Origin of the sequence: Subtercola boreus (assembly GCF_006716115.1) — a bacterium.
Taxonomy (GTDB): domain Bacteria; phylum Actinomycetota; class Actinomycetes; order Actinomycetales; family Microbacteriaceae; genus Subtercola; species Subtercola boreus.
The window spans coordinates 2,785,077-2,809,114 of the sequence record NZ_VFOO01000001.1 but is presented as its reverse complement, the minus strand read 5'-3'; the positions used below and the strand labels follow the sequence as shown (position 1 = coordinate 2,809,114).

Annotated in this window: 28 protein-coding genes; 21 read left to right on the top strand and 7 right to left on the bottom strand. The window is 68.9% G+C overall.

Annotated elements, in window-relative coordinates:
* Positions 1 to 108: 108 nt before the first annotated feature.
* Both FB464_RS13125 and FB464_RS13120 read left to right on the top strand, forming a co-directional pair.
* Positions 109 to 324: a helix-turn-helix domain-containing protein gene (locus FB464_RS13125; protein WP_116413458.1), complete on the top strand. Its 216-nt coding sequence runs from the start codon at positions 109 to 111 to the stop codon at positions 322 to 324.
* A gap of 96 nt (positions 325 to 420) precedes the next feature.
* The gene (locus FB464_RS13120; protein WP_003792170.1) at positions 421 to 519 is read left to right on the top strand and encodes a 30S ribosomal protein bS22; all 99 of its coding nucleotides are present in this window, start codon (positions 421 to 423) and stop codon (positions 517 to 519) included.
* 38 nt (positions 520 to 557) lie between these two features.
* Here the strand turns inward: FB464_RS13120 and FB464_RS13115 are convergent, their stop codons facing one another.
* The gene (locus FB464_RS13115; RefSeq protein ID WP_116413459.1) at positions 558 to 1,331 is read right to left on the bottom strand and encodes an HAD family hydrolase; all 774 of its coding nucleotides are present in this window, start codon (positions 1,329 to 1,331) and stop codon (positions 558 to 560) included.
* Positions 1,332 to 1,382: 51 nt separating this feature from the next.
* Here FB464_RS13115 and FB464_RS13110 point away from each other — a divergent pair, with 51 nt between their 5' ends.
* From FB464_RS13110 to FB464_RS13100, 3 genes are all read left to right on the top strand, one after another.
* The gene (locus tag FB464_RS13110; RefSeq protein WP_116413460.1) at positions 1,383 to 1,652 is read left to right on the top strand and encodes a glutaredoxin family protein; all 270 of its coding nucleotides are present in this window, start codon (positions 1,383 to 1,385) and stop codon (positions 1,650 to 1,652) included.
* Entirely contained in the window at positions 1,649 to 1,948 is a 300-nt protein-coding gene (locus FB464_RS13105; RefSeq protein ID WP_116413461.1) for a Dabb family protein, read from the top strand. The genes FB464_RS13110 and FB464_RS13105 overlap by 4 nt, the downstream gene beginning before the upstream one ends.
* Before the next feature lie 123 nt (positions 1,949 to 2,071).
* A complete protein-coding gene (locus tag FB464_RS13100) occupies positions 2,072 to 2,761 on the top strand; it encodes a UPF0758 domain-containing protein (RefSeq protein ID WP_116413462.1) in 690 nt (229 codons plus the stop codon).
* Between the two features lie 71 nt (positions 2,762 to 2,832).
* Here FB464_RS13100 and aspS read toward each other — a convergent pair whose 3' ends face one another.
* A complete protein-coding gene (aspS, locus tag FB464_RS13095; RefSeq protein WP_116413463.1) occupies positions 2,833 to 4,161 on the bottom strand; it encodes an aspartate--tRNA(Asn) ligase in 1,329 nt (442 codons plus the stop codon).
* 90 nt (positions 4,162 to 4,251) lie between these two features.
* Positions 4,252 to 4,383: a hypothetical protein gene (locus tag FB464_RS20455; RefSeq protein WP_281279775.1), complete on the bottom strand. Its 132-nt coding sequence runs from the start codon at positions 4,381 to 4,383 to the stop codon at positions 4,252 to 4,254.
* 151 nt (positions 4,384 to 4,534) lie between these two features.
* Here FB464_RS20455 and FB464_RS13090 point away from each other — a divergent pair, with 151 nt between their 5' ends.
* The 7 genes from FB464_RS13090 (at position 4,535) to FB464_RS13060 (ending at position 10,028) form a co-directional block, all read left to right on the top strand.
* Positions 4,535 to 5,179, top strand: a complete 645-nt coding sequence (locus FB464_RS13090; protein ID WP_116413464.1) for a histidine phosphatase family protein — start codon at positions 4,535 to 4,537, stop codon at positions 5,177 to 5,179.
* Positions 5,180 to 5,182: 3 nt separating this feature from the next.
* Complete coding sequence (locus FB464_RS13085; RefSeq protein WP_116413465.1) at positions 5,183 to 5,791, top strand: TlpA family protein disulfide reductase; 609 nt, start codon at positions 5,183 to 5,185, stop codon at positions 5,789 to 5,791.
* Positions 5,792 to 5,794: 3 nt separating this feature from the next.
* Complete coding sequence (locus FB464_RS13080; protein ID WP_484422036.1) at positions 5,795 to 6,538, top strand: cytochrome c biogenesis CcdA family protein; 744 nt, start codon at positions 5,795 to 5,797, stop codon at positions 6,536 to 6,538.
* Entirely contained in the window at positions 6,522 to 8,201 is a 1,680-nt protein-coding gene (gene resB / locus FB464_RS13075) for a cytochrome c biogenesis protein ResB (RefSeq protein ID WP_425472419.1), read from the top strand. Before FB464_RS13080 ends, resB begins: the two co-directional genes overlap by 17 nt.
* A 9-nt stretch (positions 8,202 to 8,210) precedes the next feature.
* Entirely contained in the window at positions 8,211 to 9,287 is a 1,077-nt protein-coding gene (ccsB, locus tag FB464_RS13070) for a c-type cytochrome biogenesis protein CcsB (RefSeq protein WP_425472418.1), read from the top strand.
* 93 nt (positions 9,288 to 9,380) lie between these two features.
* Positions 9,381 to 9,674: a hypothetical protein gene (locus tag FB464_RS13065; RefSeq protein WP_142206700.1), complete on the top strand. Its 294-nt coding sequence runs from the start codon at positions 9,381 to 9,383 to the stop codon at positions 9,672 to 9,674.
* Between the two features lie 84 nt (positions 9,675 to 9,758).
* Positions 9,759 to 10,028 (top strand): hypothetical protein, encoded by a 270-nt coding sequence (locus FB464_RS13060; RefSeq protein WP_116413467.1) that lies wholly within the window; start codon positions 9,759 to 9,761, stop codon positions 10,026 to 10,028.
* 26 nt (positions 10,029 to 10,054) lie between these two features.
* On the opposite strand, the gene FB464_RS13055 is transcribed toward FB464_RS13060, so the two are convergent.
* Positions 10,055 to 10,789, bottom strand: coding sequence for a helix-turn-helix transcriptional regulator (locus tag FB464_RS13055; RefSeq protein WP_116413468.1), 735 nt, complete (start codon positions 10,787 to 10,789; stop codon positions 10,055 to 10,057).
* A gap of 123 nt (positions 10,790 to 10,912) precedes the next feature.
* Here FB464_RS13055 and FB464_RS13050 point away from each other — a divergent pair, with 123 nt between their 5' ends.
* The 4 genes from FB464_RS13050 to FB464_RS13035 are packed head-to-tail and all read left to right on the top strand — an operon-like array spanning position 10,913 to position 14,773.
* Positions 10,913 to 11,929 carry an ABC transporter substrate-binding protein gene (locus FB464_RS13050; RefSeq protein WP_246093056.1) on the top strand — a complete coding sequence of 339 codons (1,017 nt, stop codon included), beginning with the start codon at positions 10,913 to 10,915 and terminating at the stop codon, positions 11,927 to 11,929.
* The gene (locus FB464_RS13045; RefSeq protein ID WP_116413470.1) at positions 11,929 to 12,852 is read left to right on the top strand and encodes an amino acid ABC transporter permease; all 924 of its coding nucleotides are present in this window, start codon (positions 11,929 to 11,931) and stop codon (positions 12,850 to 12,852) included. The genes FB464_RS13050 and FB464_RS13045 overlap by 1 nt, the downstream gene beginning before the upstream one ends.
* Positions 12,849 to 13,655, top strand: a complete 807-nt coding sequence (locus FB464_RS13040) for an amino acid ABC transporter ATP-binding protein (RefSeq protein ID WP_116413471.1) — start codon at positions 12,849 to 12,851, stop codon at positions 13,653 to 13,655. The genes FB464_RS13045 and FB464_RS13040 overlap by 4 nt, the downstream gene beginning before the upstream one ends.
* Entirely contained in the window at positions 13,652 to 14,773 is a 1,122-nt protein-coding gene (locus FB464_RS13035) for an aminotransferase class V-fold PLP-dependent enzyme (protein ID WP_116413472.1), read from the top strand. Before FB464_RS13040 ends, FB464_RS13035 begins: the two co-directional genes overlap by 4 nt.
* A gap of 22 nt (positions 14,774 to 14,795) precedes the next feature.
* On the opposite strand, the gene FB464_RS13030 is transcribed toward FB464_RS13035, so the two are convergent.
* On the bottom strand, positions 14,796 to 15,872 hold the full coding sequence (locus tag FB464_RS13030; protein WP_246093055.1) for an o-succinylbenzoate synthase: 1,077 nt from the start codon (positions 15,870 to 15,872) through the stop codon (positions 14,796 to 14,798).
* Positions 15,873 to 16,018: 146 nt separating this feature from the next.
* Here FB464_RS13030 and FB464_RS13025 point away from each other — a divergent pair, with 146 nt between their 5' ends.
* On the top strand, positions 16,019 to 17,335 hold the full coding sequence (locus tag FB464_RS13025) for an AMP-binding protein (protein ID WP_116413474.1): 1,317 nt from the start codon (positions 16,019 to 16,021) through the stop codon (positions 17,333 to 17,335).
* 43 nt (positions 17,336 to 17,378) lie between these two features.
* Positions 17,379 to 18,338, top strand: a complete 960-nt coding sequence (locus tag FB464_RS13020) for a 1,4-dihydroxy-2-naphthoate polyprenyltransferase (RefSeq protein WP_425472447.1) — start codon at positions 17,379 to 17,381, stop codon at positions 18,336 to 18,338.
* Here the strand turns inward: FB464_RS13020 and FB464_RS13015 are convergent.
* A complete protein-coding gene (locus FB464_RS13015; protein WP_116413475.1) occupies positions 18,335 to 18,736 on the bottom strand; it encodes a DUF4229 domain-containing protein in 402 nt (133 codons plus the stop codon). The two genes, FB464_RS13020 and FB464_RS13015, sit on opposite strands and share 4 nt — an antisense overlap.
* Positions 18,737 to 18,838: 102 nt before the next feature.
* Between FB464_RS13015 and FB464_RS13010 the strand changes: the two genes are divergently transcribed.
* The 3 genes from FB464_RS13010 to FB464_RS13000 all read left to right on the top strand — a co-directional run bounded on the left by FB464_RS13010 (position 18,839) and on the right by FB464_RS13000 (position 22,752).
* Entirely contained in the window at positions 18,839 to 19,204 is a 366-nt protein-coding gene (locus tag FB464_RS13010) for a PLD nuclease N-terminal domain-containing protein (RefSeq protein WP_116413476.1), read from the top strand.
* Positions 19,201 to 21,543, top strand: a complete 2,343-nt coding sequence (locus FB464_RS13005) for a 2-succinyl-5-enolpyruvyl-6-hydroxy-3-cyclohexene-1-carboxylate synthase (protein WP_246093054.1) — start codon at positions 19,201 to 19,203, stop codon at positions 21,541 to 21,543. Before FB464_RS13010 ends, FB464_RS13005 begins: the two co-directional genes overlap by 4 nt.
* Positions 21,544 to 21,723: 180 nt before the next feature.
* On the top strand, positions 21,724 to 22,752 hold the full coding sequence (locus FB464_RS13000) for a PPK2 family polyphosphate kinase (RefSeq protein WP_116413478.1): 1,029 nt from the start codon (positions 21,724 to 21,726) through the stop codon (positions 22,750 to 22,752).
* Here the strand turns inward: FB464_RS13000 and FB464_RS12995 are convergent.
* The gene (locus FB464_RS12995; protein WP_116416414.1) at positions 22,749 to 23,999 is read right to left on the bottom strand and encodes an isochorismate synthase; all 1,251 of its coding nucleotides are present in this window, start codon (positions 23,997 to 23,999) and stop codon (positions 22,749 to 22,751) included. The genes FB464_RS13000 and FB464_RS12995 overlap by 4 nt on opposite strands.
* Positions 24,000 to 24,038 lie beyond the last annotated feature (39 nt).

Genomic DNA, 24,038 nt, shown 5'->3' with positions numbered 1-24,038 from the left:
CCATAACGCTGAGGCCTTCTGCGGTGGACAGCCGTTCACACCAGCCCCTAGAGTTCACTCAGGTAACATCCACCTGTTTTCCACCCCTATCGCGAGAGAGGCGTACGCATGCCGAACGATCTGGCTGACGTGCGTTTCCTGACGGTCGCCGAGGTGGCCGACATGATGCGGGTGTCGAAGATGACGGTGTACCGGATGGTGCACTCGGGCGAACTGCCGGCCATCCGGTTCGGACGCTCGTTCCGGGTGCCCGAGACCGCGGTGGCAGAGGTTCTCGCGCGACCGGCTTCGTCGCCGCCTGCGGAAAACCAGCAGGCGCGCTAGTGCGCTAGACTGCTGCGAGGCAATTTTTCCTTCTCGGTTGCGCCAGGCAGCACAGTTCCTGACGGCGTGACCACTCCCCAATCTTGTGAGGTACATGTGGGTTCCGTAATTAAGAAGCGTCGTAAGCGCATGGCGAAGAAGAAGCACCGCAAGCTGCTTCGTAAGACGCGCCACCAGCGACGCAACAAGAAGTAGATCCTTCTTCAGCCAATCAGCGTCAGCACCGTCCGCCGTCAGGCAGGTTCGGTCTGGCGCTTTTTGTGTTGCCCGCGGAGTCTTCTGCGGAGTGTTCTGCGGAGCATCATCGTGGGCCATCCGCGCTCGGCTGCCGCGGAGCGGAGGGTGTCGTCAGGGTTGACGGTCACCGGATGCCCGACCAGCCCCAGCAGTGGCAGGTCGTTCGCGGAGTCGGAGTAGGCCCAGCAGTCTCCGAGGTCGGCGTCGTTCCGTCGTGCGAGCTCATGGGCTGCGTCTGCTTTCGCCTGACCGTGCAGCATCTTGCCGTCGAGCCGTCCGGTGAAGACCCCGGCGTCGGCCTCGAAGCGCGTGCCGAGCGCTCCCGTCAGGCCGAGCCGCCGAGCGATGACCTGGGCGACGATCTCGCCGGTCGCCGACACCAACCAGACCTCGTCGCCGCGGGCGAGGTGCTCACGCGCCCTCGCCACCACCTCCGGCCGGAGCCGGGCCGCGATCTGGCGGTCGTAGACGTCTTCGCCGAGCCGGCGCAGCTCGTCCTCTGTGTGTCCGCCGAGCATCTGCAGGGTGCGCGTCTTGATGCTCTCGGTGTGGCGCATGTTCTCGCCGACCGCGATGAAGCGCGCCTGCTGCCAGGCGAAGACCGCGACATCCCTGACGGTCAGCAGGCGAAGGCGCCAGGCGCCGAAACCCACGAAGTAGACGGTGGCGCCGCGAACGAGGGTGTTGTCGATGTCGAAGAATGCGATGGCGGGGCGTCCGTCCGGGGCGGGGAGCCGTTCGAGGGCGGGGAGCCTTTCGGGGGAGGGCATGGCGCCATGCTAGCGAGCCACTGTCACAGGCTGCCGCACTAGAGTGAAATCGTGGCGCGCATCGAAATCACCCTCGTCTCCAAGCCGGGCTGTCACCTGTGCGATGACGCGCGCGGCGTGGTCGAGACGGTGGTCGCCGAGCTGGCCCGTCGTACGCCGCCGGTCGGCGTCGACGTGCGCGAGGTGTCGATCTTCGACGACCAGGCGCTCTACGACGAACACGTCGAAGACATTCCGGTCGTGCTGATCGACGGCCGAATGCACACCTTCTGGCGCGTCGACCCGGCGCGCCTCACCTCAGCCCTCCTGGGAGCATCATGATCCGTCACATCGTCACCTTCACGCTCGCCGAGCCGTCGCCGGAGAAGCGCGCCGAGCAGGCGGCCTTCATCTCGTCGCAGCTGCGGTCGCTCGTCGGCGTGATCCCCGAGATCATCTCGCTCGAGGTGGTGGTGGATGTGGAAAAGACGCCGGGCAACGCCCATGTCGCGCTGATCTCCGACTATGCGGACCAGGCGGCGCTCGCCCGCTACCAAGTGCACCCCGATCACGTGCGGGTCTCGTCGTCGATCAAACCGTTCTTCGCGGGGCGCGCTGCGATCGATTTCGAGGTCTGAGCCGTCCGGGGTCTGGGTCGCGCCTGCCTGCTCCTCTCGCCCACAGGCAGGTAAGGGCTGGCATCCATCCACAGATCACGTCTGACGGTAATCGGCGTGGCGTGACGGCTCTACCGTTGCCGCATGACATCGACCCGTGAATCGCTGTGGAGCGTCGCACCAGAAGACAGGCCGCGCGAGAGACTCGCCCGGCTCGGTCCCGGCGGTCTCAGCGATTCCGAACTGGTGGCTCTTGTCCTCGGCTCCGGGATGCCCGGGGTCAACGTGCTCGACAGTGCGGGGTCGCTCCTCCGGCAGACCGGCGGCGTCACCGAGCTCATGACGATGACCGTCGGAGAGTTGCGCTCCCTGAAGGGCGTCGGCGTGGCGACCGCGGGGCGTATCGTCGCGGTGGCGGAACTCTGGCGCCGCGCCAACGATCCGCCGCCGGGCGCGGTGCTGCAGAGCCCCCGCCACGTCGCCGATGCTGCGCGAGCCCACGTGGCAGCGAACCCGGCGGGCGGTGACGGAACAGACTCCGTGATGCTCATCGTGGTGGCAGACAGCGAGCTGCGGCTGCGGGTCGTGGTGCCGCTCGCGGGCGGGCTCTCGGGCGAGCCACGCGCACACTCGCTCGTCGCATCGGCGTTGCACGAGGTGCTGTACCGCGGGGGCGCGGCGTTCGCGCTGGCGCTGGTGTGTGACGACCATCCGGAGGGCCTCGCCGACCTTCGCGCCATCCGTGACGTTCTGAAACTGGCGTCAGCGACCGTCGGCCTCCGCTACCTCTCGACGGTCGTGGTCACGGGCGCACGGTGGGCGCCGCTCGAATGAGCGCGCACGGGCTGCTGGCGCGCTCTGCGGGACGGGCAGGTGGCCGTGGCCGTGGCCGTGGCCGCGTCGAGTTACGGAGTGAGACGGGTCGGGCCGCGGAACAGGTAGGTGACCTCGCGCAGGTTGCCCTGGTCGAGCATCAACATCAGCACGCGGGCGAGGCCCATCCCGAAGCCGCCGTGCGGGGGAACCCCGTGGCGGAAGAAGTCGAGGTAGTAGTCGAGCTCGCGGGGGTCGAGGCCCTTCTCCACAGCCTGTGCTTCGAGAATCTCGACGCGGTGCTCGCGCTGCGCGCCGGTGGTGATCTCCGTGCCGCGGAAGATGAGGTCGTAGCTCTTCGTGAGCGCCGGGTTCTCGTCGCTCCGCATGTGGTAGAACGGCCGGATGCTCGTCGGGTACTCCGTCAGGAAGACGAACTGGTGCCCGAACGTCTCCTCGACGTGCGCGGCGATCTGGCGCTCACCCTCCGGGTCGAGGTCGTCGTCGGCCCGGTCGATGACATGCCCGCGGGCGGCCACGATCTGCTTCGCCTCGTGCAGGGGGATGCGGGGGAACGGGATGCTCGGCACGACGATGTCGATGCCGAAGAGCTCCGAGATCTCCGCGCCGTGCTTCTGGGCGACGGCGGTGAAGCCGGCCACGAGCAGCTCCTCCTGCATGACCATGACGTCTTCGTGGCTGTCGATCCAGCTGACCTCCGCGTCGACGCCGGTGTACTCGGTGGCATGCCGGGAGGTGAACGAGGGGTCGGCGCGGAAGACCGGGCCGATGTCGAAGATCTTGCCGAAGCCGGCCGACTGTGCCATCTGCTTGAAGAACTGCGGGCTCTGGGCCAGGTAGGCGGTCGTGTCGAAGTAGTCGAGCTTGAACAGCTCGGCGTTCGACTCCGAGGGGCTCGCCATGAGCTTCGGCGTGTGGATCTCCACATAGCCGCGATCGATCCAGTACGTGCGGAAGGCGTGCTCGAGGGTCGTCTGGACGCGGAAGATGAGAGCGTTCCGGGGAACACGGAGGTCGAGGAAACGCCAGTCCATCCGCTTGTCGATCCCGCTGTCTGGGGCGATCGGCGTGGCGGGGTCGGCCAGCGACGCTACGGAGAGGGAATCCAGCTTGATCTCGAGGCCGCCGAGCTTGACGCGCTCGTCATGTTTCAGCGAGCCGGTCGCCGTCACGAACGAGCCCTGGGTGAGGGCCGAGATCGTTACGGCCGGTTCGTCCGGGATCACGATGCCGTCGGCGTCCGTGTTTCGCGGATTCACCAGCTGAACGGCGCCCGACTCGTCGCGCAGAACGACGAACTGCACCTTCTTCTGGTCACGGACGGTCTCGACCCAGCCGGAGACCGTGACGGTCTGGTCGGCGAGGGCGGACAGGTCTTTGATGAGAACGCGTTCAGTCACGGGGACTCATCCTATGCCGTGGGCCACGGGGTGCCGGGGGTGCGGCCCCCCGGGCAGCTGGCTCGGGGGAGGCGGCTCGGGGGAGTCGGCTCAGGGGAGGCGGCGGAAGTAGCCGCGCGTTGCGATGGGCCCGTAGCCGTCGGTGGCGGTCTGGATGATGGCCGCGACGATGCCGACGAGAGCGAGGAGAGCGAAGACGGAGAGAACGATGATGAGTGCCATGAGTGAACCTTTCTGTACTCAATGGTGCCCTCTACAACTGTTGAGCACAATTGCATTCATCTTCCCTTTTCGTGAAGCTCTGCTACAGCTTGGGAGCAGCTTTCAGGTGGTGGGCAGCTTTGCAACTTCTACGCTCCGTAGACTTGTGGGCGTGGTAGCAAGCCAACTTCATCTCGTGCGTCACGGCGAGGTCTTCAATCCCGAGCACGTGCTCTACGGACGCCTGCCCGGATTCGGTCTCTCCGAGCTCGGCCGCGAGATCGCGCAGTCCGCTGCCGACGAACTCGTTGAGCGCGGTCGACCCGTGTCAGCCCTGTTCGCCTCGCCGCTCCAGCGCGCCCAGGAGTCGGCCGCACCCCTCGAGCGGGCCTTCGGACTCGCCATCCAGACCGAACCCCGCATCATCGAACCGACCAACGTCTTCGAGGGGATGAGCCCGGCCACGCGCAACAGGGCTCTCCGCAACCCGAAGAACTGGCCGTGGGTGCGGAACCCGTTCCGTCCCAGCTGGGGTGAGGCGTACACGAGCATCACGGCACGGATGATCGCGGCCATGAACGACGCCTACGACTCTGTCGACGGCGGTGATGTCGTGATGGTCAGTCACCAACTGCCGATCTGGTCCACGCACCTCGAGATCACGGGCCAGCGACTCTGGCACGACCCCCGCAGGCGCCGCTGCAACCTGTCGAGCATCACCTCCTTCGAACGCCGGGGCGCCCGGTTCGTCGAGGTCGGCTACGAGGATCCGGCCCGGTCCCTTCTGTCCGCGGCTGTCGACGACGGGGCGGTCTGATCCGTGAACCGCACTTCGACCCGCCGTCGCACCGCGCTCTCAGCGGCAGCCGCCGTCCTCGCGCTCGGCCTCCTGGCCGGATGCTCGAGCGACCCGCTCGCCGCCCAGTACCGGAGCGGCGACAGCAAGCAGTACATCGCCGGAGACGGCACCGTCACCGAGATCCCCGCGGCCGATCGCGCCGAACCGGTCTCGTTCACCGGCACCACCGAAACCGGGGAGACGGTCGAGGCCTCGCAGTACCTCGGCCAGGTGCTCGTTCTGAACTTCTGGTACGCCGGCTGCGCCCCGTGCCGCGCGGAGGCGCCTGCACTGGAGACCCTCAACGTGAAGTACGCGGGCAACGGGGCCACGTTCCTCGGTGTCAATGTGCGCGACCAGGCCGCGACAGCGGTCGCGTTCGGTACCTCATTCGGGGTGACCTATCCGTCGGTGATCGACACGAACGGTGCGGTTCAGCTCGCGATGAGCGGGGTCGTGGCACCGAACGCTGTGCCGACCACGCTCGTCATCGACAAGCAGGGGCGGGTGGCCGCACGCATCCTCGGCCAGGCCACGGCACCGAGCATCCTCGACACGCTCATCAGCAGCGCCGTCGCCGAGACGAGCTGAGGCGTGGTCAATCCGTTCGCCGACGCCGTTCTGAACGGCCAGCTGATCGTGGCGATCCCGATCGCGATGCTCGCCGGCCTCGTCTCGTTCGCGTCACCGTGCGTGCTCCCTCTCGTGCCGGGCTACCTCGCCTACGTGGGCGGGCTGAGCGACCCGAGCGCCCGCAGCAACCGCCGCCGGGTGCTGCTCGGCATCAGCCTGTTCGTGCTCGGCTTCTCGCTCGTGTTCGTTGCGGCATCCGCACTGTTCGGCGCGCTCGGGGTGTGGCTGCTGGTGTGGGGCGAGGTCATCACGCGAGTGCTCGGGGTGGTGGTAATCCTGCTCGGGCTCGTGTTCATCGGGCAGTTCGGCTTCTTCCAACGCACGTTCAAGACCTCCTGGCGCCCGGCGACCGGCCTGGCCGGTGCCCCGATCCTCGGTATCGTCTTCGGTCTGGGCTGGACGCCGTGCATCGGCCCGACGCTCGGCGCGATCCAGGCACTGAGTCTCACCGGCGGATCGGCCTGGAACGGCGCCCTCCTCGGCCTCTTCTACTGTTTCGGGCTCGGTGTTCCCTTCCTGCTCGTCGCGCTCGGGCTCAACTGGGTCACGCACACGATCCGGTTCCTCAAGCGGCACATCCGCATCATCAACATTCTTGGGGGAGCGGGCCTCGTGGTCATCGGCATTCTCATGGTCAGCGGTCTCTGGACCGCCTGGACCTACCAGCTCCAGGCGGTGATCACAGGTTTTGTCCCGGCCATCTGATCACTTCGACTCACCCGATCCCGCGCTCGCGACCCGCGCCGCAGGCGGCACCGACGGCGGCGACGGCGGCGACATCGCCCAGCCCCGGCTCGGGGTCGTGGGCTGGCTCCGCTGGTTCTGGCGACAGCTCACCAGCATGCGCACCGCGCTGTTCCTCCTGCTGCTGCTCGCGCTGGCGGCCGTGCCGGGTTCGCTGGTTCCGCAGCGGGCCGCCGACCCCAACGGCGTCACCCAGTACTTCGTCGACAACCCCGACTGGGCACCCGTTCTCGACAAGGTGCAGGCCTTCGACGTCTACACGTCGGTCTGGTTCTCGAGTATCTACCTGCTGCTGTTCATCTCCCTTGTCGGCTGTGTCATCCCGCGCGCGAAGCACCACTTCGACGCGCTGAGGGCGAAACCGCCGCGGACGCCCGCCCGCCTGTCACGGCTGGCCGGGTTCCAGCAGCGCGATGCAGCCCCCGGAACCAACGGTGCGGCGGCCATCGAGAGCGCGCGGGCGATGCTCCGGAAGTCCGGCTACCGCACCGTCGTCTTCAGCGCCCCCAGCCGGAACGGCGGCGAGGTCACCTCGGTGTCGGCCGAGCGCGGCTACGCGCGGGAGACGGGCAACCTCGTCTTCCATGCCGCGCTGGTGGGCATCCTCATCACCGTCGGTGTCGGTGGCGGCTTCGGCTTCAGCGGCCAGCGGGTGCTCGTCGAGAACGGCCAGACCTTCGTGAACACGCTCAGCGCGTTCGACTCGTTCAACCCCGGACGATTCTTCACTGAGAGTTCTCTCACCCCGTACACGATGAAGCTCGACCAGTTCAGCGCGACCTACGAGACGAAGGCCGACGGCGCCTTCGGCCAGCCGCTCGACTACAACGCACGGGTCACGACCCAGGAGCAGGGCGGTGAGCCCCAGCAGTCGGACATCAAGGTGAACTCTCCGCTCCGCATCGGCGGCACGGATGTGTACCTGCTCGGCAACGGCTACGCACCGACGATCACGGTCAAAGACCCGAGCGGAACCGTCGTCTTCACCGACTCCGTGCCGTTCCTGCCGCAGGACGCGAGCCTCACCAGCGTCGGTGTGGTGAAGGTTCCGGATGGTCTTGCCGAACAACTCGGCATGATCGGGTTCTTCTACCCGACGCAGGCGGTCTCCACCACGGGTGCCTACTACTCGACGTATCCCGACGACGACTACCCCGTGCTGACGCTGAACGTCTACCAGGGCGACCTCGGACTGAACGGGGGAACGCCCACGTCGGTCTACTCACTCGACACGGACACGCTCAGCCAGCTGACCGGTGGGTCGACGGGCGTGAAGTCGATCGAACTGAAGCCCGGCGACAGTACGGAACTGCCGAACGGCCTCGGAACAGTCAGTTTCGACAAGGTCTCCCGCTTCGCCTCCCTCGACATCCACCACGACCCGACCCAGGGATTCGTGCTGCTCTTCGCCACGCTCGCCCTGCTCGGACTCCTGGTCTCGCTCTTCATCCCCAGGCGCCGTGTGTGGGTCAAGGCGACCGAGCGGGCCGACGGTTCCGTCAGCCTCGAATACGCCGGGCTCGCCCGGGGCGAGGACCCGCGACTCGTGCCCGCGGTGGCCGAAATTGCCGACCGGCACACCAAAATGATCGGTGGCCCTGTGCCGCCGGAAACTAACGCTTAGGCTGTCACCGTGACGCAAACCATCGACGAGTATTCCGTCTTCTTCCTCTACGCCGCCATGGCGGTGTACGCGTTCGCCTTCATCGCCTTCGCGCTCGACCTGGCCCGCCGTTCCGCGCAGGTCGGGGCCGGCAATGCTGTCGGTGTCGACGGTTCGGTGACTGTGAACGAGCGCGTGCTCGAAAAGGTCGGCGCCGGGGCTGCCGGTGCCGGGGCTGAAGCGGCGGAGTCCGCCTCCGTAGCGACGACGCCGGCGCGTGCGGGTTTCTTCTCGCGTGGCGGCAATTCGGTTTCAGGCGGCAGCAGCGACGGCGGGAGCACCACCAAGCGGTCGCTCAGCCTGCGACTCGGTGTGGCGTTCACGCTCATCGGTTTCCTGCTCGAGGCCACAGCCGACGTGCTCCGCGGCATCGCGGCCGCACGGGTGCCGTGGGCCAACATGTACGAATTCTCGATGACCGGCACGGTGCTCATCGTCGGCGTCTTCCTGATCGTCATCACCCGGGTCGACCTCCGGTTCCTCGGCACGTTCATCACGGGCCTGGTCCTCATCCTGCTCGGCATCTCGACGGTGAACTACTACGTCGGCGTCTCCCCGCTGCCGCCGGCGCTGCAGTCGGCCTGGCTGGTCATCCACGTGTTCGTCGCGAGCCTCGGCACCGCCTTCTTCGCCCTCGGGTTCGCCCTCTCGGCCATCCAGCTCGTGCAGTACCGCCGCGAGTCGATCGTGGCCGGCGCGAAGTTCTGGCGGCTCAAGTTCATGGCCTCGCTGCCCGACTCGACCCGGCTCGAGAACCTCGCCTACCGCGTCAACATCGTCGGCTTCGTCTTCTGGACCTTCACCCTCATCGCCGGTGCGGTCTGGGCGGAACGCGCCTGGGGCCGCTACTGGGGCTGGGACACCAAAGAGGTCTGGACCTTCATCATCTGGGTCATCTACGCCGGCTACATCCACGCTCGCGCGACCCGCGGATGGCGGGGCTCCCGCTCAGCGGTGCTGGCGATCATCGGCTTCGCCGCAGTGCTCTTCAACTTCGGCATCGTCAACGTCTTCTTCCACGGCCTGCACTCCTACTCCGGCCTGTAGGCCGCCCGCCGTCGCCAGCCGAAAACCGCCGAGAGAGGCCACAATTGTGGCGCAAAAGGTGTACACATTTTCGATTGTTGATAAGGTGTCATCATGTCACTTGCAGCTTCCTCCCCCATTCTTCCGAGTCGGGAAGCGCGGACCGAGTTGCCCAAGGCGCTGAAACGATTCCGCGCTGAAGGCTCCGCCTCGGAGCCATTGGTCTTCGGCTCCCACCGTAAGGCCGAGGCCGTCGTCATCCCGTTCGCGTTGTACACCGCGCTCCTGCCGGCGATCGAACAGCTCGAGATCGCCGATGTGCTGCGCAAGCGATCCTCTGCTGGTCCCTCCGTGCCGCTGAGTGACCTTGCGGATCAGCTCGGTCTTGACGCTGCCGATTACCGGTAGTGGCTGAACGGAGGCTCGCCCTGACGAGGCTTGCCGGGATTTGCCGACGATGTTCATGCTCTCCCGGATCTTCGAACACGCAAGATGGCTCTCGACATGCTTGTGTTTGTTCGCGACGGCCGCGTCACGGGTGTGCCGCTGGGACAGCACTCCCAAACGGGCGATCTGAGCGACTGCTACAAGCTGTACTTCGATCCGGATGGCAGCCAGAAGCCGCGCTATCGGCTCGTCTACCGGTTCACTCCGAATGAAATTGAGGCAGTTGCTGTTGAGGCTGTCGCAGTGGGCGAACGGCGGAACTTGGGTGCGTACCTTCAGGCCGCGAGGAGACTCGACCGGGTGGCCGACCGGTGATCAGGGGCTGGCGGGGCGCTCAGCGCTCAGCGCTGGCCGCGGGCCAGTTTGAGGTACCGGTAGACCGTCGGCTCCGACACGTGGAGTTCCACGGCGGCGTACGAGACGGCGCCCTTCATGAGGAAGATGCCGGCCGAGTCGAGCTCGCGAACCGCCTGCACCTTCTCGTCGGGAGTCATCCGTGAGCCGTCGACGCCCAGCCGGGCGACCGTGCGTGCGACGTTGTCGCGGGTGAGTTCGTCGACGCTGAGGCTGAGGCGCTCCGCCACTTCGGTGCCCAGCTCCGCGGGCGGCGACGGCATCGGAGGGTTCTCGGGCGCGGTGCCCGACGACTTCAGCAGCCCTGTTGTCCGGGTGATCGACTCGAGCAACTGGCGCGCCTCGTGGAGGGGCCCGTCGTCGACGTTGAGGCAGAGCATCCCGATCACTTGACCCGCATCGTCGCGAACGAAGAACGTCGAGGAGCGGAAGTACCCGCCGGTCTGCGACTGCGCCAGGTAGTTGGTGAGGAAGTCGCGCTCGAGGTAGTCCTGGTTCTGCAGGATCTTCAGCACCAGGTCGGTGGCCGGGCCACCGACGCTCCGGCCGCTCATCTCCCCGTTCTCCACCGCGATGATCGACCGTGAGAGGTCGCTGATGTCGTGCAGGACGATCTCGGTGCGGGAACCCAGCAGGGAGGCGAGGAACGGCAGGAGGGCGAGGTACGGCTCGAATTCGGACCTGATGCGGCGCTCCGGCTCGTCGTGGGCGGAAGCGGTCATGGAGACATCCTGCCCGATGCCGGAAGGCACTTTGTTTCGTTCTGGTAAAAAGTCTTCGTCAGCATAATAATTAACTATTATCGTGCAAAAAGTCGACTAATGTAAGGCCGGAGGCGCCACAGCGTGCCCCTCAGCCTCTTTGCCGAAGACGAACCAAAGGACGAAACCCCCATGCGCACCTCCCGCAGAACAGCGCTGGCGACCACCCTCGCCGCCGCCTCGCTCGCCGTACTGCTCTCTGCCTGCGGCGGCCCTTCCGCTCCCCAGCCCGGCGCCGCCGGCTCCTCTGACGCCGCGGGCGGCGGCTCGAGCACCATCCCCGACACCTCCGCGCTGCTCTCGGCGGTCAGCGAAGACGCGACGCTCGCGGCCATGGTGCCCGAGGCCATTGCCTCGACGAAGGAGCTGAAGGTGGGCTCGAACGTGCAGTCCGCTCCGAACAACTTCTTCGCAGCCGACGGTTCCACCGTCATCGGTTCCGACCACGACATCATCACGGCGATCGGCACCAAGCTCGGCCTGGCGGCGACATACTCCAACCTCGATTTCGGCGCTCTCATCACGAGCCTCCAGTCCGGCCGGGTCGACACCACCATCGCGGCCATGAACGACACCGCCACCCGCCAGCAGTCGATCGACTTCGTCGACTACCTCACCAGCGGCATCACGCTGATGGTGCAGAAGGGCAACCCGGCCGGCATCACCGGGCCCGACACGCTCTGCGGCAAGAACATCGCCGTCGTCACCGGCACCAGCCAGCAGACCTTCGCCGAAGACACCAGCACGAAGTGCGTTGCGGACGGCAAGGCCGCCCTGAACATCTCGGTGACCGACAGCGACAGCCAGAACCAGACCCAGCTGCGCACCGGGCGCATCGACGCGATCGTGAACGACCTGCCGAGCGCCGTGTACATCTCCAAGACCACGCAGGACGGCAACGCGTTCGAGGTCGTACCCGGAGACGTCATCGACGGCGCCCCCTACGGCATCGGTGTGAACAAGGACAACCCCGGCCTCCGCGACGCCATGGCGAAGGCTCTCGACCAGCTGATCGAAGACGGCACCTACGGCAAGATCCTGGATGCCTGGGGCATCTCCTCCGGCAAGGTCACCAGCGCGGTCGTCAACGGCGGCAAGTGATGTCGACCCCCTCCGTGCGGGAACTCCTGCCCCAGGTGCGCCTGCGCCACTGGGGGCGGTGGGTGATCGCCGTCGTGATCCTCATCGTGCTCGGCGCTCTCGCGTACGGGGCGTCGCAGGGCGACATCTCCTGGCGCGACATCCCGTACTACGTCATCTCGCCGATCATCCTGCAGGGGCTCGTCAACACGATCATCCTGGCCGTTGCAGCGCAGGTCTCGGCGGTGATCATCGGTGTGGTCATCGCACTCATGCGGATCTCCGAGAACCCCGTGGCGAAATGGTTCGCCGCCGCCTACACGTGGCTGTTCCGGGGGCTCCCTGTGCTGCTGCAGATCCTGCTCTGGTACAACCTCGCGCTGATCTTCCCCCGGCTGCAGCTGGGTATCCCGTTCACCGACGTGGTCTTCGTCGACCTCTCGACGAACGCCGTCATGACCACCTTCGTGGCGGCCTTCCTCGGCCTGATGCTCAACGAGAGTGCGTACATGGCCGAGATCGTCCGGGCGGGCCTCAACAGCGTCGACCGGGGGCAGATCGAGGCCGCCCAGTCGATCGGCGAGACGCCCCTGCAGCGGATGTGGCGGATCGTTCTTCCGCAGGCGATGAGGGTGATCATCCCGCCGACAGGCAACGACTTCATCAACATGCTGAAGGGCACCGCGATGGCGTCGGTGATCGGCTACGTCGAGCTGATCAGAGCAGCCAACAACATCGCCTCGTTCAACCTCCAGGTGATGGAGACGCTGATCGCTGCCGCCTTCTGGTACATGGTGATCGTGAGTGTGGCGAGCGTCGGCCAGTCCTCCCTCGAGCGGTCGTTCGACCGCAGCGACCGGGCGCGCGGTGGCCCCACACGCCGTGCCAAGCGCCGGCTCGCCCGTGATCTCGTGACACCACCGCTCGTGAGGAGCCACCAATGACGAACACCCCGCAGGCGAACGCTCGGCAGAGTGGATCCGAACGTCCCCTCCTCGACGCCGTGCGCGTCAGCAAGCACTACGGCTCGCACGAGGTTCTGAAGGAGGTCTCGCTGCAGGTCGCCTCGGGGGAGGTCGTCTGCATCATCGGGCCCTCGGGTGCCGGCAAGTCGACCTTCCTGCGCTGCATCAACCGCCTCGAAATACCGGATGCGGGCGAGGTGTGGGTCGACGGACAGGCGATGGGTTTCGAGGAGCGTGACGGAAAGCTCTACGAACTGACAGAACGCAGGCTGTCGAAGCAGCGGGCCTCGACGGGCATGGTCTTCCAGCACTTCAACCTCTTTCCGCACCTCACCGTGCTCGGCAACGTGATGGAGGGCCCGGTCCGGGTGCAGAAGCGTGCCGCGAAGGTCGTGGAGGCTGAGGCGCGGGCGGTGCTCGAACGGGTCGGGCTCGGCGACAAGATCGACAGCTACCCGAGCCAGCTCTCGGGTGGGCAGCGCCAGCGCGTCGCCATTGCCCGGGCTGTGGCGATGAAGCCGCTCTTCCTGCTCTTCGACGAGCCGACGAGCGCTCTCGACCCCGAACTGGTCGGCGAAGTGCTGACGGTGATGGCCGGACTGGCAGCAGACGGCATGACGATGCTGGTCGTGACCCACGAGATGGGTTTCGCGCGCGAGGTCGCCGACCGGGTCGTCTTCATGGCCGACGGTGGCATCGTCGAGCAGGGCACGGTCGACCAGGTACTGCTGAACCCCCGGGAGCCCCGCACCCAGCGGTTCCTCGAGCGGGTACTGGCGTGACGGCCGCCCCCGCGTTCGACGCCTACCTCGGCAGCTTCGGTGAGGAGCAGGGCTACCTCAACTTCGCCAGCTACGGACCACCCTCGCACGCCGTCGCCGAGACCACGGCCGGGCTTCTGGCCACGGCCGTGGCGGGCGCCCCGGGTGCGAGCGAACGGATGCACGGGGAAGACCTCCGCGCCCGCAGCGCCTTCGCGCGCCTGAGCGGGTTCGGGCTCGACGCTGTCTCGCTGGTCCCGCACACCTCGCTCGGGCTCTTCCAGGTCGCGTTCGGAATTCCCGGGGGCACCGTTCTCATCGGCCGTTCCGAGTTCCCGGCGAATCTGTATCCGTGGCTCCGCGCGAGCGGCTCCGGGCTCTCGGATGCCCGGCTGATCGGCGCGGTGGGGGAGCGGATGACCCCCGGCGTCATCGCGGGCGCGCTGACGCCCGAGGTGACAGCGGTCACGGTGAGTGCTGTCGACTTCCGCACCGGCTTCCGTGCCGACCTCGCAGGCATCCGCGACGTCATCGGCCCCGATCGCCTGCTGGTCGTCGACGCCATCCAGGGTTTCGGTGTCGTCGACCAGCCGTGGTCAGTGGCCGACGCGCTGGTGGTCGGCGGCCAGAAGTGGCTGCGGGCCGGCTGGGGTGCCGGCGCCCTGGCGTTCTCCGAAACGGGGCTCGAACGCATCCGCCCCGTGCTCGGCGGCTGGACCGGGGTGGAGGAACCATCGCGCTACGACGGCTTCGAGCATCCGGTGCGCACCGACGCGCTGGCCTTCGGCATCTCGAACCTGTCGCCGTTCGCGACGGGGTCGTTCGCCACCGCGCTCGAACTGGTGGAGTCTGCCACGGTGGCGTCGATCGAGGCCCGGATCGCGGATTCCGTCGACCTGCTGCTCGACACTCTGGCCGGAGCCGGCCTCGTCTCCGTCTCGCCGGCGGAGTGTGCGCTCCGGGCGGGGATCGTCGCGGTCTCGCTCCCGGGCGGTGCCGGTGCTGCGCACGCCGCACTTGCCACCCGGGGTGTCACGACGACCCTGCATGGCTCCGATCGCATCCGGATCGCCGTGCACGCCACGACCGACCCGGCCGTCTTCGAGACTGTTGCCGAGACGCTGGCGGACTTCGCCTGATTCTGAGGCCGGGCGCGCGCGGCTACTCGGCGGTGGCAGTAGCGGTGGCAGTGGCGGTGGCGGCCTCGGACGGCGCGGCGTGCCGCCCCGTCGACTCCGACCAGCCCTCGAGCACACGGTAGACCCGCTCGAGTCGCTCGCGCCACCACACGTCGCGCTCATCGGAGGCGAGGCTCTGCTGCACCAGCGACTCATCGAGTGCCGGGCGCACGACCGGGATCGATCCGTCGACGGGCAGCAGAGGCTCGGCCGTCACGTCCGCCGCCAGAAGGGCCGCTGTCGCGAGGCCGCAGTCGTATTCCAGTTCCGGAATGCACGCCGCAAGGTGGGCCCCCATGGCGATACCGATCGACGTGTCGAGCGCAGACGACACGACGACCGGCAGCCCCGCCCGCTCGACGATGTCGAGAGCAGACCGGATGCCCCCCAGCGGTTGGGCCTTGATGACCAGCACGTCGGCGGCGCCCCGGCGGGCGACCTCGAGGGGATCATCCACCTTGCGGACGCTCTCATCCGCCGCGACAGGGATGCCCATGTACTTCACGCGCTGGCGGATCTCCCACAGGTCGTCGACGCTCGCGCAGGGCTGCTCGACGTATTCGAGGTCGAACTCCGCGAGGGCGTGGATGGCGTGTTCGGCTTCGTCGACGTTCCAGCCGCCGTTCGCGTCGAGCCGGATGCGGCCGTCGGTACCGAGGTGCTCGCGGGCGGCGCGCACCCGCGCAATGTCGTCGTCGAGGCTCTGGCCCCGTTCCGCGACCTTGATCTTGATCGTGCGGCAGCCGGGGTAGCGGTCGAGCACGCCCGCGACGGCATCCACGGCGACGGCCGGCAGGGTCGCGTTCACCGGGATCCGGTCGCGGAGAGGTTCGGGCGGGGCGACCCAGCCGAAGTCGATCGCAGCAGCGAGCCAGGCGGCCGCCTCCTCGTCGCTGTACTCCACGAACGGGGAGAACTCGGTGGCGCCCTCCGGCCCCCGGAGGATCAGGGCTTCCCGGGCATCCACTCCCCGGAACCTCGTGTGCAGCGGCAGCGAGACGACACTCGCCCGTTCGAGCAGTTCTGCCAGCGTCGGCAGGGGGCGGAGCATTGCAGTCATGCCCCATTGTCGCGCCCCGCGGGGTGCGGGGGCGAGCCCACGCCGTTCGTGGGCGATCTCCGCAGCGTCCCCGGCCCGGTTGGCGTGCCGGGCTCGGTTGGCGTGCCGGGCTCGCGGTGCGGAGAGGGCGCACCTAGGGTTGGTGGATGACGAGACGACTCGAGGTGCTGGGCGGGGCCGACCCGGTCGAGGTCGGGGCGGCGCTCCGGAAGGCGCTGAGCGGTGCGGGGCCCGCGATCCTGCCGCGCGAAGCCCGGTCCGGGGTGCCGGTCGCTGCGGCCACGCCCGTGCCGACGCCGACACCCGGGCCCGCGGGAGAGGCGGCCTCGCCCGCGGCGACCGGCTCGCCCGCCCGGCCCCGGCACGCGAGCCTCGTCGCCTCAGGCGGCGAGCATCCGGTGCCCGCCGAGGTGGCGAGGAACGTCGCCCTCGTCATCGAGACCTCCGGCAGTTCCGGCGTGCCCAAGCGCGTCGCGCTGAGCGCCGATGCCCTGCTCGCGAGCGCGGCGGCGACCGAAGCGTATCTCGGAGGCAGCGGGCAGTGGCTCCTCGCCCTGCCGGCCCACTACATCGCGGGGGTGCAGGTGCTGGTGCGGTCGATCGTCGCCGGAACCGACCCTGTGCTCATGCCGGCCGGGCACTTCAGCGCCCGGACGTTCGCCGCTCTGGTCGACAGGCTCACGTCGCCGCTGAAGTTCTCGTCCATCGTGCCGGCCCAGCTCGCCAGGCTCGTCGACGCGGCCGAGAGCGACGACGGGGTGCGTGCGTCGCTCCAGCGACTGGATGCCCTGCTGATCGGTGGGCAGGCGGTACCCGCGGCACTGTTCTCACGCGCCACCGACGCGGGACTCAAAGTGATGCGCACGTACGGTTCGAGCGAGACCGCCGGCGGTTGTGTCTACGACGGGCATCCGATCGGCCGGGCGGCGGCAAGGGTCACCGGCGGGGAACTCGAACTCTCCGGGCCCATGCTGGCGGAGGGGTACCTCGGCGATGAGGAGCTGACGGCCCGCAAGTTCTACACCGATGGAGGCGTGCGCTGGTACCGCACGGCCGACAGCGGCGAGGTGACGGAAGCCCGCGAGGGCTCCGGATCGGGCAGCCCCGGCGGCAGTGCCACGACCGTCACGATCACCGGTCGGATCGACAACGTGATCATCTCCGGCGGCATCAAGGTCGCCCTCGACCGGGTTGAGCGTGCTGTGCAGTCGCATGAAGGTTTCCACACCGCGATCGTGGTGCCGCAGCCGAGCGAGGAGTGGGGGCAGACGCCGGTCGTGGTCACGTCCGAACCGTTCGGGCCGGGCGCCCTGGAACTGCTGCGCTCCAGCGTCACCGAGACGGTCGGCCGGGCGGCGGCACCGACGCGGATCGTGCTCCTGCCGAGCATCCCGACCCTGAGTTCGGGTAAGCCCGACCGGCTCGCCGTGGCGAGGTCGTTGGCCGCGCATCCACAGGGCTGAAACCGCACCCGGCCTCGCAGCCCCCCTCCGTCACTAGAATCTTCTGGTGGCGCAAACCAAGAAGAAGTCGTCGGGTCACCCGGCCGGCAAGAAGAATCACTCGGCACCGAACGCACTCGTGAAGCCGACCCCGGCGATGTGGATCGCGGGTGCGCGCATCCGCACGCTCCCGCTCGCCGTCGCACCGGTCGCGCTCGGTACCGGGGCCGCGGCGCTGCTCGTCGGCGGAGTCGGGTCGCTCGACTGGGGGCTCGTGCTGCTGTGCCTCGCGGTCGCGCTGTTCCTGCAGATCGGTGTGAACTACTCCAACGACTACTCCGACGGGGTGCGCGGCACCGACGAGTTCCGGGTCGGGCCGCCGCGCCTCACCGGGTCGGGCGTCGCGAATCCGAAGCGGGTGCTCGCTGTGGCGCTGGCGTTCTTCGCGCTGGGTGCGCTCGCCGGCATCGCGATCGTGGTGCTCACCGGCCAGTACTGGCTGCTCATCCCGGGCGCCCTCGCCATCGCTGCCGCGTACTTCTACACCGGCGGCAAGCGGCCCTACGGCTACTACGGGTTCGGTGAGGTCTTCGTCTTCCTGTTCTTCGGCGTGGTCGCGACCGTCGGAACGACGTACATCGTGGCGGGAACCTTCGACACGATCGCGATCTACGCGAGCATCGCGGCCGGGGCGATCGCCTGCGCGGTGCTGATGGTCAACAACATCCGCGACATCGAGCAGGACAGGGTCGCGAAGAAGCGCACGCTCGCGGTGCTGATCGGCAACCGGGCATCCCGGATCGTGTTCGTGGTGTTCCTGGCCGTGGCGTACGCCGTACTGTTCTACTTCTCGCTGCTGTTCCCGCTCGCGCCGCTGGTGTACTTCACGCTGCTGCTGACGCTGCCCGCCGCGATCATCACGCTCACGGCGAAGACGTCGAAGGAGCTCATCCTGGCGCTGAAACTGACGAGCTTCGCGGGGCTGCTGTTCGGCCTTGGACTGGGCGCCGCGATCGCGTTCTAGCGGGGGGTGGTCTCCGGGCGGTCGTCCGCCGCGTCGTCGGCGGTGCCGGTCACGGCGGTGCCATTCACGGCGGTGCCGTCCACGGCGGTGCCATCCACCACAGCGCCGGTCACGACGGTGCCGTCCACGACGGCGTCCTCGTTCTCCTCGTCGGAGCCCGCCTTCTCCGGCGCACGCTTCGCCGCCCGACCCTCGCCGTGCCGTGCCTCGTAGAGCCCGGCGGCGAGTTCTTCGCGCGGACGCCGCAGGAAGATGTACGACGCACAGAGGGAGATGACGGCTGCGAGAGCAGCCGCGATCCAGGGGGTCATCTGCGTCAGCAGGAGCACGATGAGCACCACAGCGAAGATGCCGAGGCGGATCAGCGTGTACACCAGCCACGTACGTCCTGTTTTCACTCAGCCAGCTTAGGCGACGGCTTCTGACCGCCCGCTGCAAGCCCGCCGAGCACATTTGCACAACGGGGGGAAACGCTCATTTTCAAGGCGTATGGTTTCTCTATGGCACGTCTCCTGGTTGGTGTGGTCGCCCTCGCGGCGGCTTTCTACGTGTATGCGCTCGTCGACTGCCTGCTCTTCCCGAGGTTCCGGGTGCGGGGGCTTCCGAAGGTCGCCTGGGTGTTCGTCGTGATCCTGTTCCCGGTGGTCGGCGGCGTGCTGTGGTTCCTGGTGGGGCGCGGCCGCAAGCGTTCGGCCCGCGGTCCGGTGTACCGCACGATCGGGCCTGACGACGACCCCGAGTTCCTCGGGGGCCTCCGCTCCGACCCGGTGACCGAGCAGCAGCTCCGCGACCTCGAACAGCAGCTCGCCGAGGTCGAAGACGACCCCGACAGCAAACGCACGGACAACGGCAGAACCGAGCGGTGAGCGCGGCGCGCGGCCCTGATGCGGCCGGCCCTGCGGAGAGCTCCGACACCTCTTCCCCTGTCGCTGGCAGCCCCGCGGCATCCAGCCCGGCAGCTGGCAGCCCCGCGGCATCCGACCCCGCGGTTTCCAGCCCCGCGGTTTCCAGCCCCGCGGCTTCCAGCGCCGCGACTTCCAGCCCGGCCGCCGACTTCTCGCTCGCGGTGCTCGGGGAACTCGTAGCCCTCGGCGTGACCGATGCCGTTCTTACCCCCGGATCCCGTTCGCAGGCCCTCGCGCTGACCCTCTCCGAACTGCACCGGGCGCGGATGATCGACCTCCAGGTTCGCATCGACGAACGCGTCGCGGGCTTCACCGCCCTCGGCCTCGCCGTGGAGACCGGCCTCCCCGCCATCGTGGTCACCACCTCGGGCACGGCCGTCGCGAACCTCCTCCCGGCGGTGCTCGAGGCGCACCACAGCGGGGTTCCGATGCTGCTGCTCACCTCCGACCGCCCCGCCTCGATGCGCGGCACCGCCGGAAACCAGACCACCTGGCAGCCCGGCATGTTCGGCCGCTTCGTGCGACTTGCGCTCGATGTGCCCGCGCCGACCGGTTCGGCCGCCGAGCCCGCTCTCGCCGCCCGCATCGCGGCGTCGGCCGTCGAGGCGGCCCTCGGCACGCACACCGGAACCCCCGGTCCCGTGCACCTGAACCTCCAGTTGCGCGAGCCGCTGTCGGGCGCGGTTCCCGACCTGGTGGCGCTGGCCGCCGCCGGCGGGTGGATGCCCGGGGGAGCCGCTTCGGCGTCCGGCAGCTGGGGCGGCAGTGCCGCGGCCCAGGCCGGGGCCACCGCGCAATCGGCCGACGCCGGGTCGCCCGAGCTGGCGCCCTCCTCGTCCTCCCGCATCGCCACCACGCAACGGGCGGCCCTCGGCCGATCCGGGCCGAAGAGCGCGGCGGATTCGGCTGGGGCCGCCGATTCGGCGGGCCTCGCGGCGGTCGCCGGCGCGCCTACGGCGCACGCCGCCAACAGCTCGAGCGCGTCGCAACCGCCCGTCGCCACCACGCAACGGGCGGCCCTCGGCCAATCCGTGCCGAAGAGCGTGTCGGATTCGGCTGGGGCCGCCGATTCGGCGCCGCACGCCGCGGGTGCGGCCGGCGGCGCGCCGGAGGCGCTGGCGCTCGGGCGGGGGCCGCGTACGATCGTGGTCGCCGGGCACGACGCCGGTCCGGCGGCGGAGGAGCTCGCGCACCGGGGCGGCTGGCCGCTGGTCGCCGAGCCGTCGAGCGGATCCCGCTTCGGACGGAACCTTGTCGTCGCCTATCGTGAGCTGCTTGCCGACGCCGACTTCGGCGGGCGGGTGCAGCGCGTCATCGTGTTCGGCCACCCGACCCTCTCCCGTGAAGTCCCGGCGCTCTCGCTCCGGGACGACGTCGAGACAATCGTCGTGACGCCGGCCGCCGCGACCGCCCGTCCCGGCGAGGAGCTCGTCGACGCCTACAACCCGGGCCACCGCGTGAGCAGTTTCGTGACCGCCGTCGAGGTTGCGGGGGGAGAGCCGGGCGATGAGCGCGAGTGGCTCCGCTCGTGGGTGCTGGCGAGCAGGGCGATCGTCGACGCGCAGAGCGCCGAGGATCCGATCCCGGCCCCGAACATCGAGCTCGCCAACTCGCCGGACATCGCCGAGCGCCGCGCCTACCGCCTTGCCGAGACGGCGGCCCTCAAGGAGCCCGTGACCCGCCGCACTCTCGCGCTCGCGGTCTGGCAGGCCACCTGGCCGCACGACCGGCTGGTGCTCGGGGCGTCGCGGCTGATCCGGGAGCTCGACCGGGCGGTTCCGGGCAAGAAGATCCGCGTGCACGCCAACCGCGGCCTTGCCGGCATCGACGGAACCATCTCGACGGCGACCGGCATCGCCCTGGCGAGCCAACGCGCTCCGCTGTCGGCACTCCGGGACCTGCCGCTGCAGGGCGGGCCGGCGCGGGCATCAGGAGCCGCGGCATCCGGTGCCACCGTCTCGACGCAGCACGGGGTCACGCGCGTGCTGCTCGGGGACCTGACGCTGCTGCACGACGCGGGTGCGCTGCTGTTCGGGACGGGTGAGGCCCGTCCGCGCATCCAGCTCATCGTGGCCAACGACGGCGGCGGGACCATCTTCGACACCCTCGAGGTCGCCGGCACCGCCGACCGGGCTGCCTTCGATCGCGTCATGCTGACCCCGCAGACCGTCGACCTGGAGGCGCTCGCGAAGGCCTACGGCTGGGCCTACTCCCGCGCGACCACTCGCGTCGAACTCGACCGCGCCCTGACGGCCCCGCTGGCCGGCCCCACCCTCCTAGAGGTCCCCCTCCCCCGCTGACCCCCTCCCCTCCCCTCCCCTCCCCTCCCCTCCCCTCCCAGAGCAATCGAGTGGGCAGTTCGGGCCCCAAAATCGGAGATTTAGGGCCCAAACTGCCCACTCGATTGCTGGTCAGCGGCATAGTGGTGAGGGAACGCATCAACGGAAGAACGCAACAACGCAACAACGAGGGCGGGCGACATGGCGACGAAGAAGTCGAAGGGCGCGAAGAGCGCGGAGAAGTCGAAGGGCGCGAAGGGCGCGAAGTCCGAGGAGCAGGCCGCCAAGGTGAAGGACGCGAAGGCGCAGGCCGCCGAGGCTGCGGCCAAGCGCGAGGCGCACGCCGACCCCACTGCCGACACACCCGCCCTCCCCTCCACCGCCTGGGCCGCCGACCCGGCGCCCCTGCTGCGTGTCGGCGCCGGCTTCCGCCTCAGCGATACCGACCCGCGGGCGACCCCGGGCTACGAGGGACGGAAGGCCGACGGGGTGCGCGATCTCGCCCTGGCGGCCGCCGAGGTCGACTCCCTGCAGGAGAAGCTGTTCGCCAACAGCCTGTTCGAGGGTCCCGAGCAGCACCGCTCGCTGCTGCTCGTGCTGCAGGGAATGGACTCCTCGGGCAAGGGCGGCATCGTGCGCCACGTCGTCGGATCCGTCGACCCGGGCGGCGTCACCCACGCCTCGTTCAAGAAGCCGACGCCCGAGGAGCTCAGCCACGACTTCCTCTGGCGCATCCGGAAGTGTCTGCCGGCCGACGGCCAGATCGGCGTGTTCGACCGCTCCCACTACGAGGATGTTCTCGCCGGCCGCGTGCTCGAACTCGCGAGCCCCGAGGAGATCGACGGCCGCTACGGCATCATCAACGACTTCGAGCGGGAGATCACCGAGCAGGGCACGACGGTGATCAAGGTGTTCCTGAATATCAGTCCCGACGAGCAGAAGGCGCGCCTCGGCGCACGCCTCGAACGCCCCGACAAGCACTGGAAGTACAACCCGAACGACATCGACTCCCGCCTGCTCTGGAACCAGTACCAGGACGCCTACCAGCTCGTCTTCGACCGCACCTCCACCGAGGCCGCGCCCTGGCACGTCGTTCCCGCCGACCACAAGTGGTACGCGCGGCTCGCGGTGCAGCACCTGGTTCTGGATGCCCTGCAGAACCTGCACCAGGACTGGCCGCCCGCGGACTACGACGTCGAGGTCGAGAAGGCGCGCCTGGCCGCGAGCTAGCCGAAGGCCTCCACCATCGGCCGGAACTTCATCTTCGTCTCGAGCAGCTCGTGCTGCGGGTCGGAGCCCGCGACGATGCCTGCGCCGGCGTACGCCGTGATGTCGCCGGCCTCGTTCACCTGGGCGCAGCGGAGCGCGACCGCCCATTCGCCCTCGCCGTCGGCGCCCACCCAGCCCACGGGCCCCGCGTAGCGGCCCCGGTCGAAGGGTTCGAGGCGCTCGATGAGCGCCAGCGCATCCAGAGTCGGAGTACCGGCCACCGCGGCCGTCGGGTGCAGCGCCGCGATCAGGTCGAGCGAGCTGCTGCCGTCGCTGAGCGCGCCTTCGACATCGCTCGCGAGGTGCCAGAGGTTCGGGAGCTTCAGGGTGAACGGGATCTCGCTCGCGATGACCGTCTGCGAGTGGGGCGCGAGCGCGGTCATGACGCTGGCGACGGCGAAGCGGTGCTCGTCGAGGTCTTTGGCGCTGGTCGCGAGGGCGACCGCCTGGTCGTGGTCGGCTTCGGCGTCGCGTCCGCGGGAGATCGTGCCGGCGAGCACGCGCGCGGAGACGGTTCCGTGGTCGACCCGCACGAGCGTCTCGGGGCTGGAGCCGATGAGGCCGTCGACCGCGAACGTCCAGCAGTCGGGGTAGCCGAGCGCGAGGTCGAAGATCACCCGTCGCAGGTCGGAGTCGCCGGGGAGGTGCCCGACGAGGTCGCGGGCGAGCACGACCTTCTCGAGGTCGCCCGCGCCGATGGCTCTGACGGCCTGCTCGACGGCGGCACGGTAGGTGTCGGCGTTGGCCCGGCCGGGCAGCAGCGAAATGCGGTATTCGGCTCCGAAGGCCGTGGCGGCGGGCAGCGCGGGGGCAGCCGACGGCGCGGCGGTGGGCGACGACTCCGGATGCCCGGACGGCGCGGTCCCGGGATCACCCACGGTCTCGCCCTCTGCCAGTACCCGCACCCGCGTCAGCCAGAACACCCCGTCGCGCTTCCCGATCACGAGCTCCGGAACGATGAGCACGCTGGTCAGTGCGGACTGCCCCGAGAACGCGAAGGCCCCGAACGCGATGAGGCCGGTGCCGGGCGTGCCGAGCGGATCGACGACGGTCGCGGCGGCGGTGACTTGGCGCCAGGCCTCGCAGGCATCGCGGAACCGGGTGGAGCCGGTGAACTCCAGCCGCAGGGCTTCGCCTCGGCCGGCCATGCCCTGGCCCTTCCGGATCCAGAGCAGCGGGTGCCGCGCGTCGAGCAGGGGCACGAGCATCCGGATGTCGCCGACCGGGAAGGTCTCGACGTGCAGGCG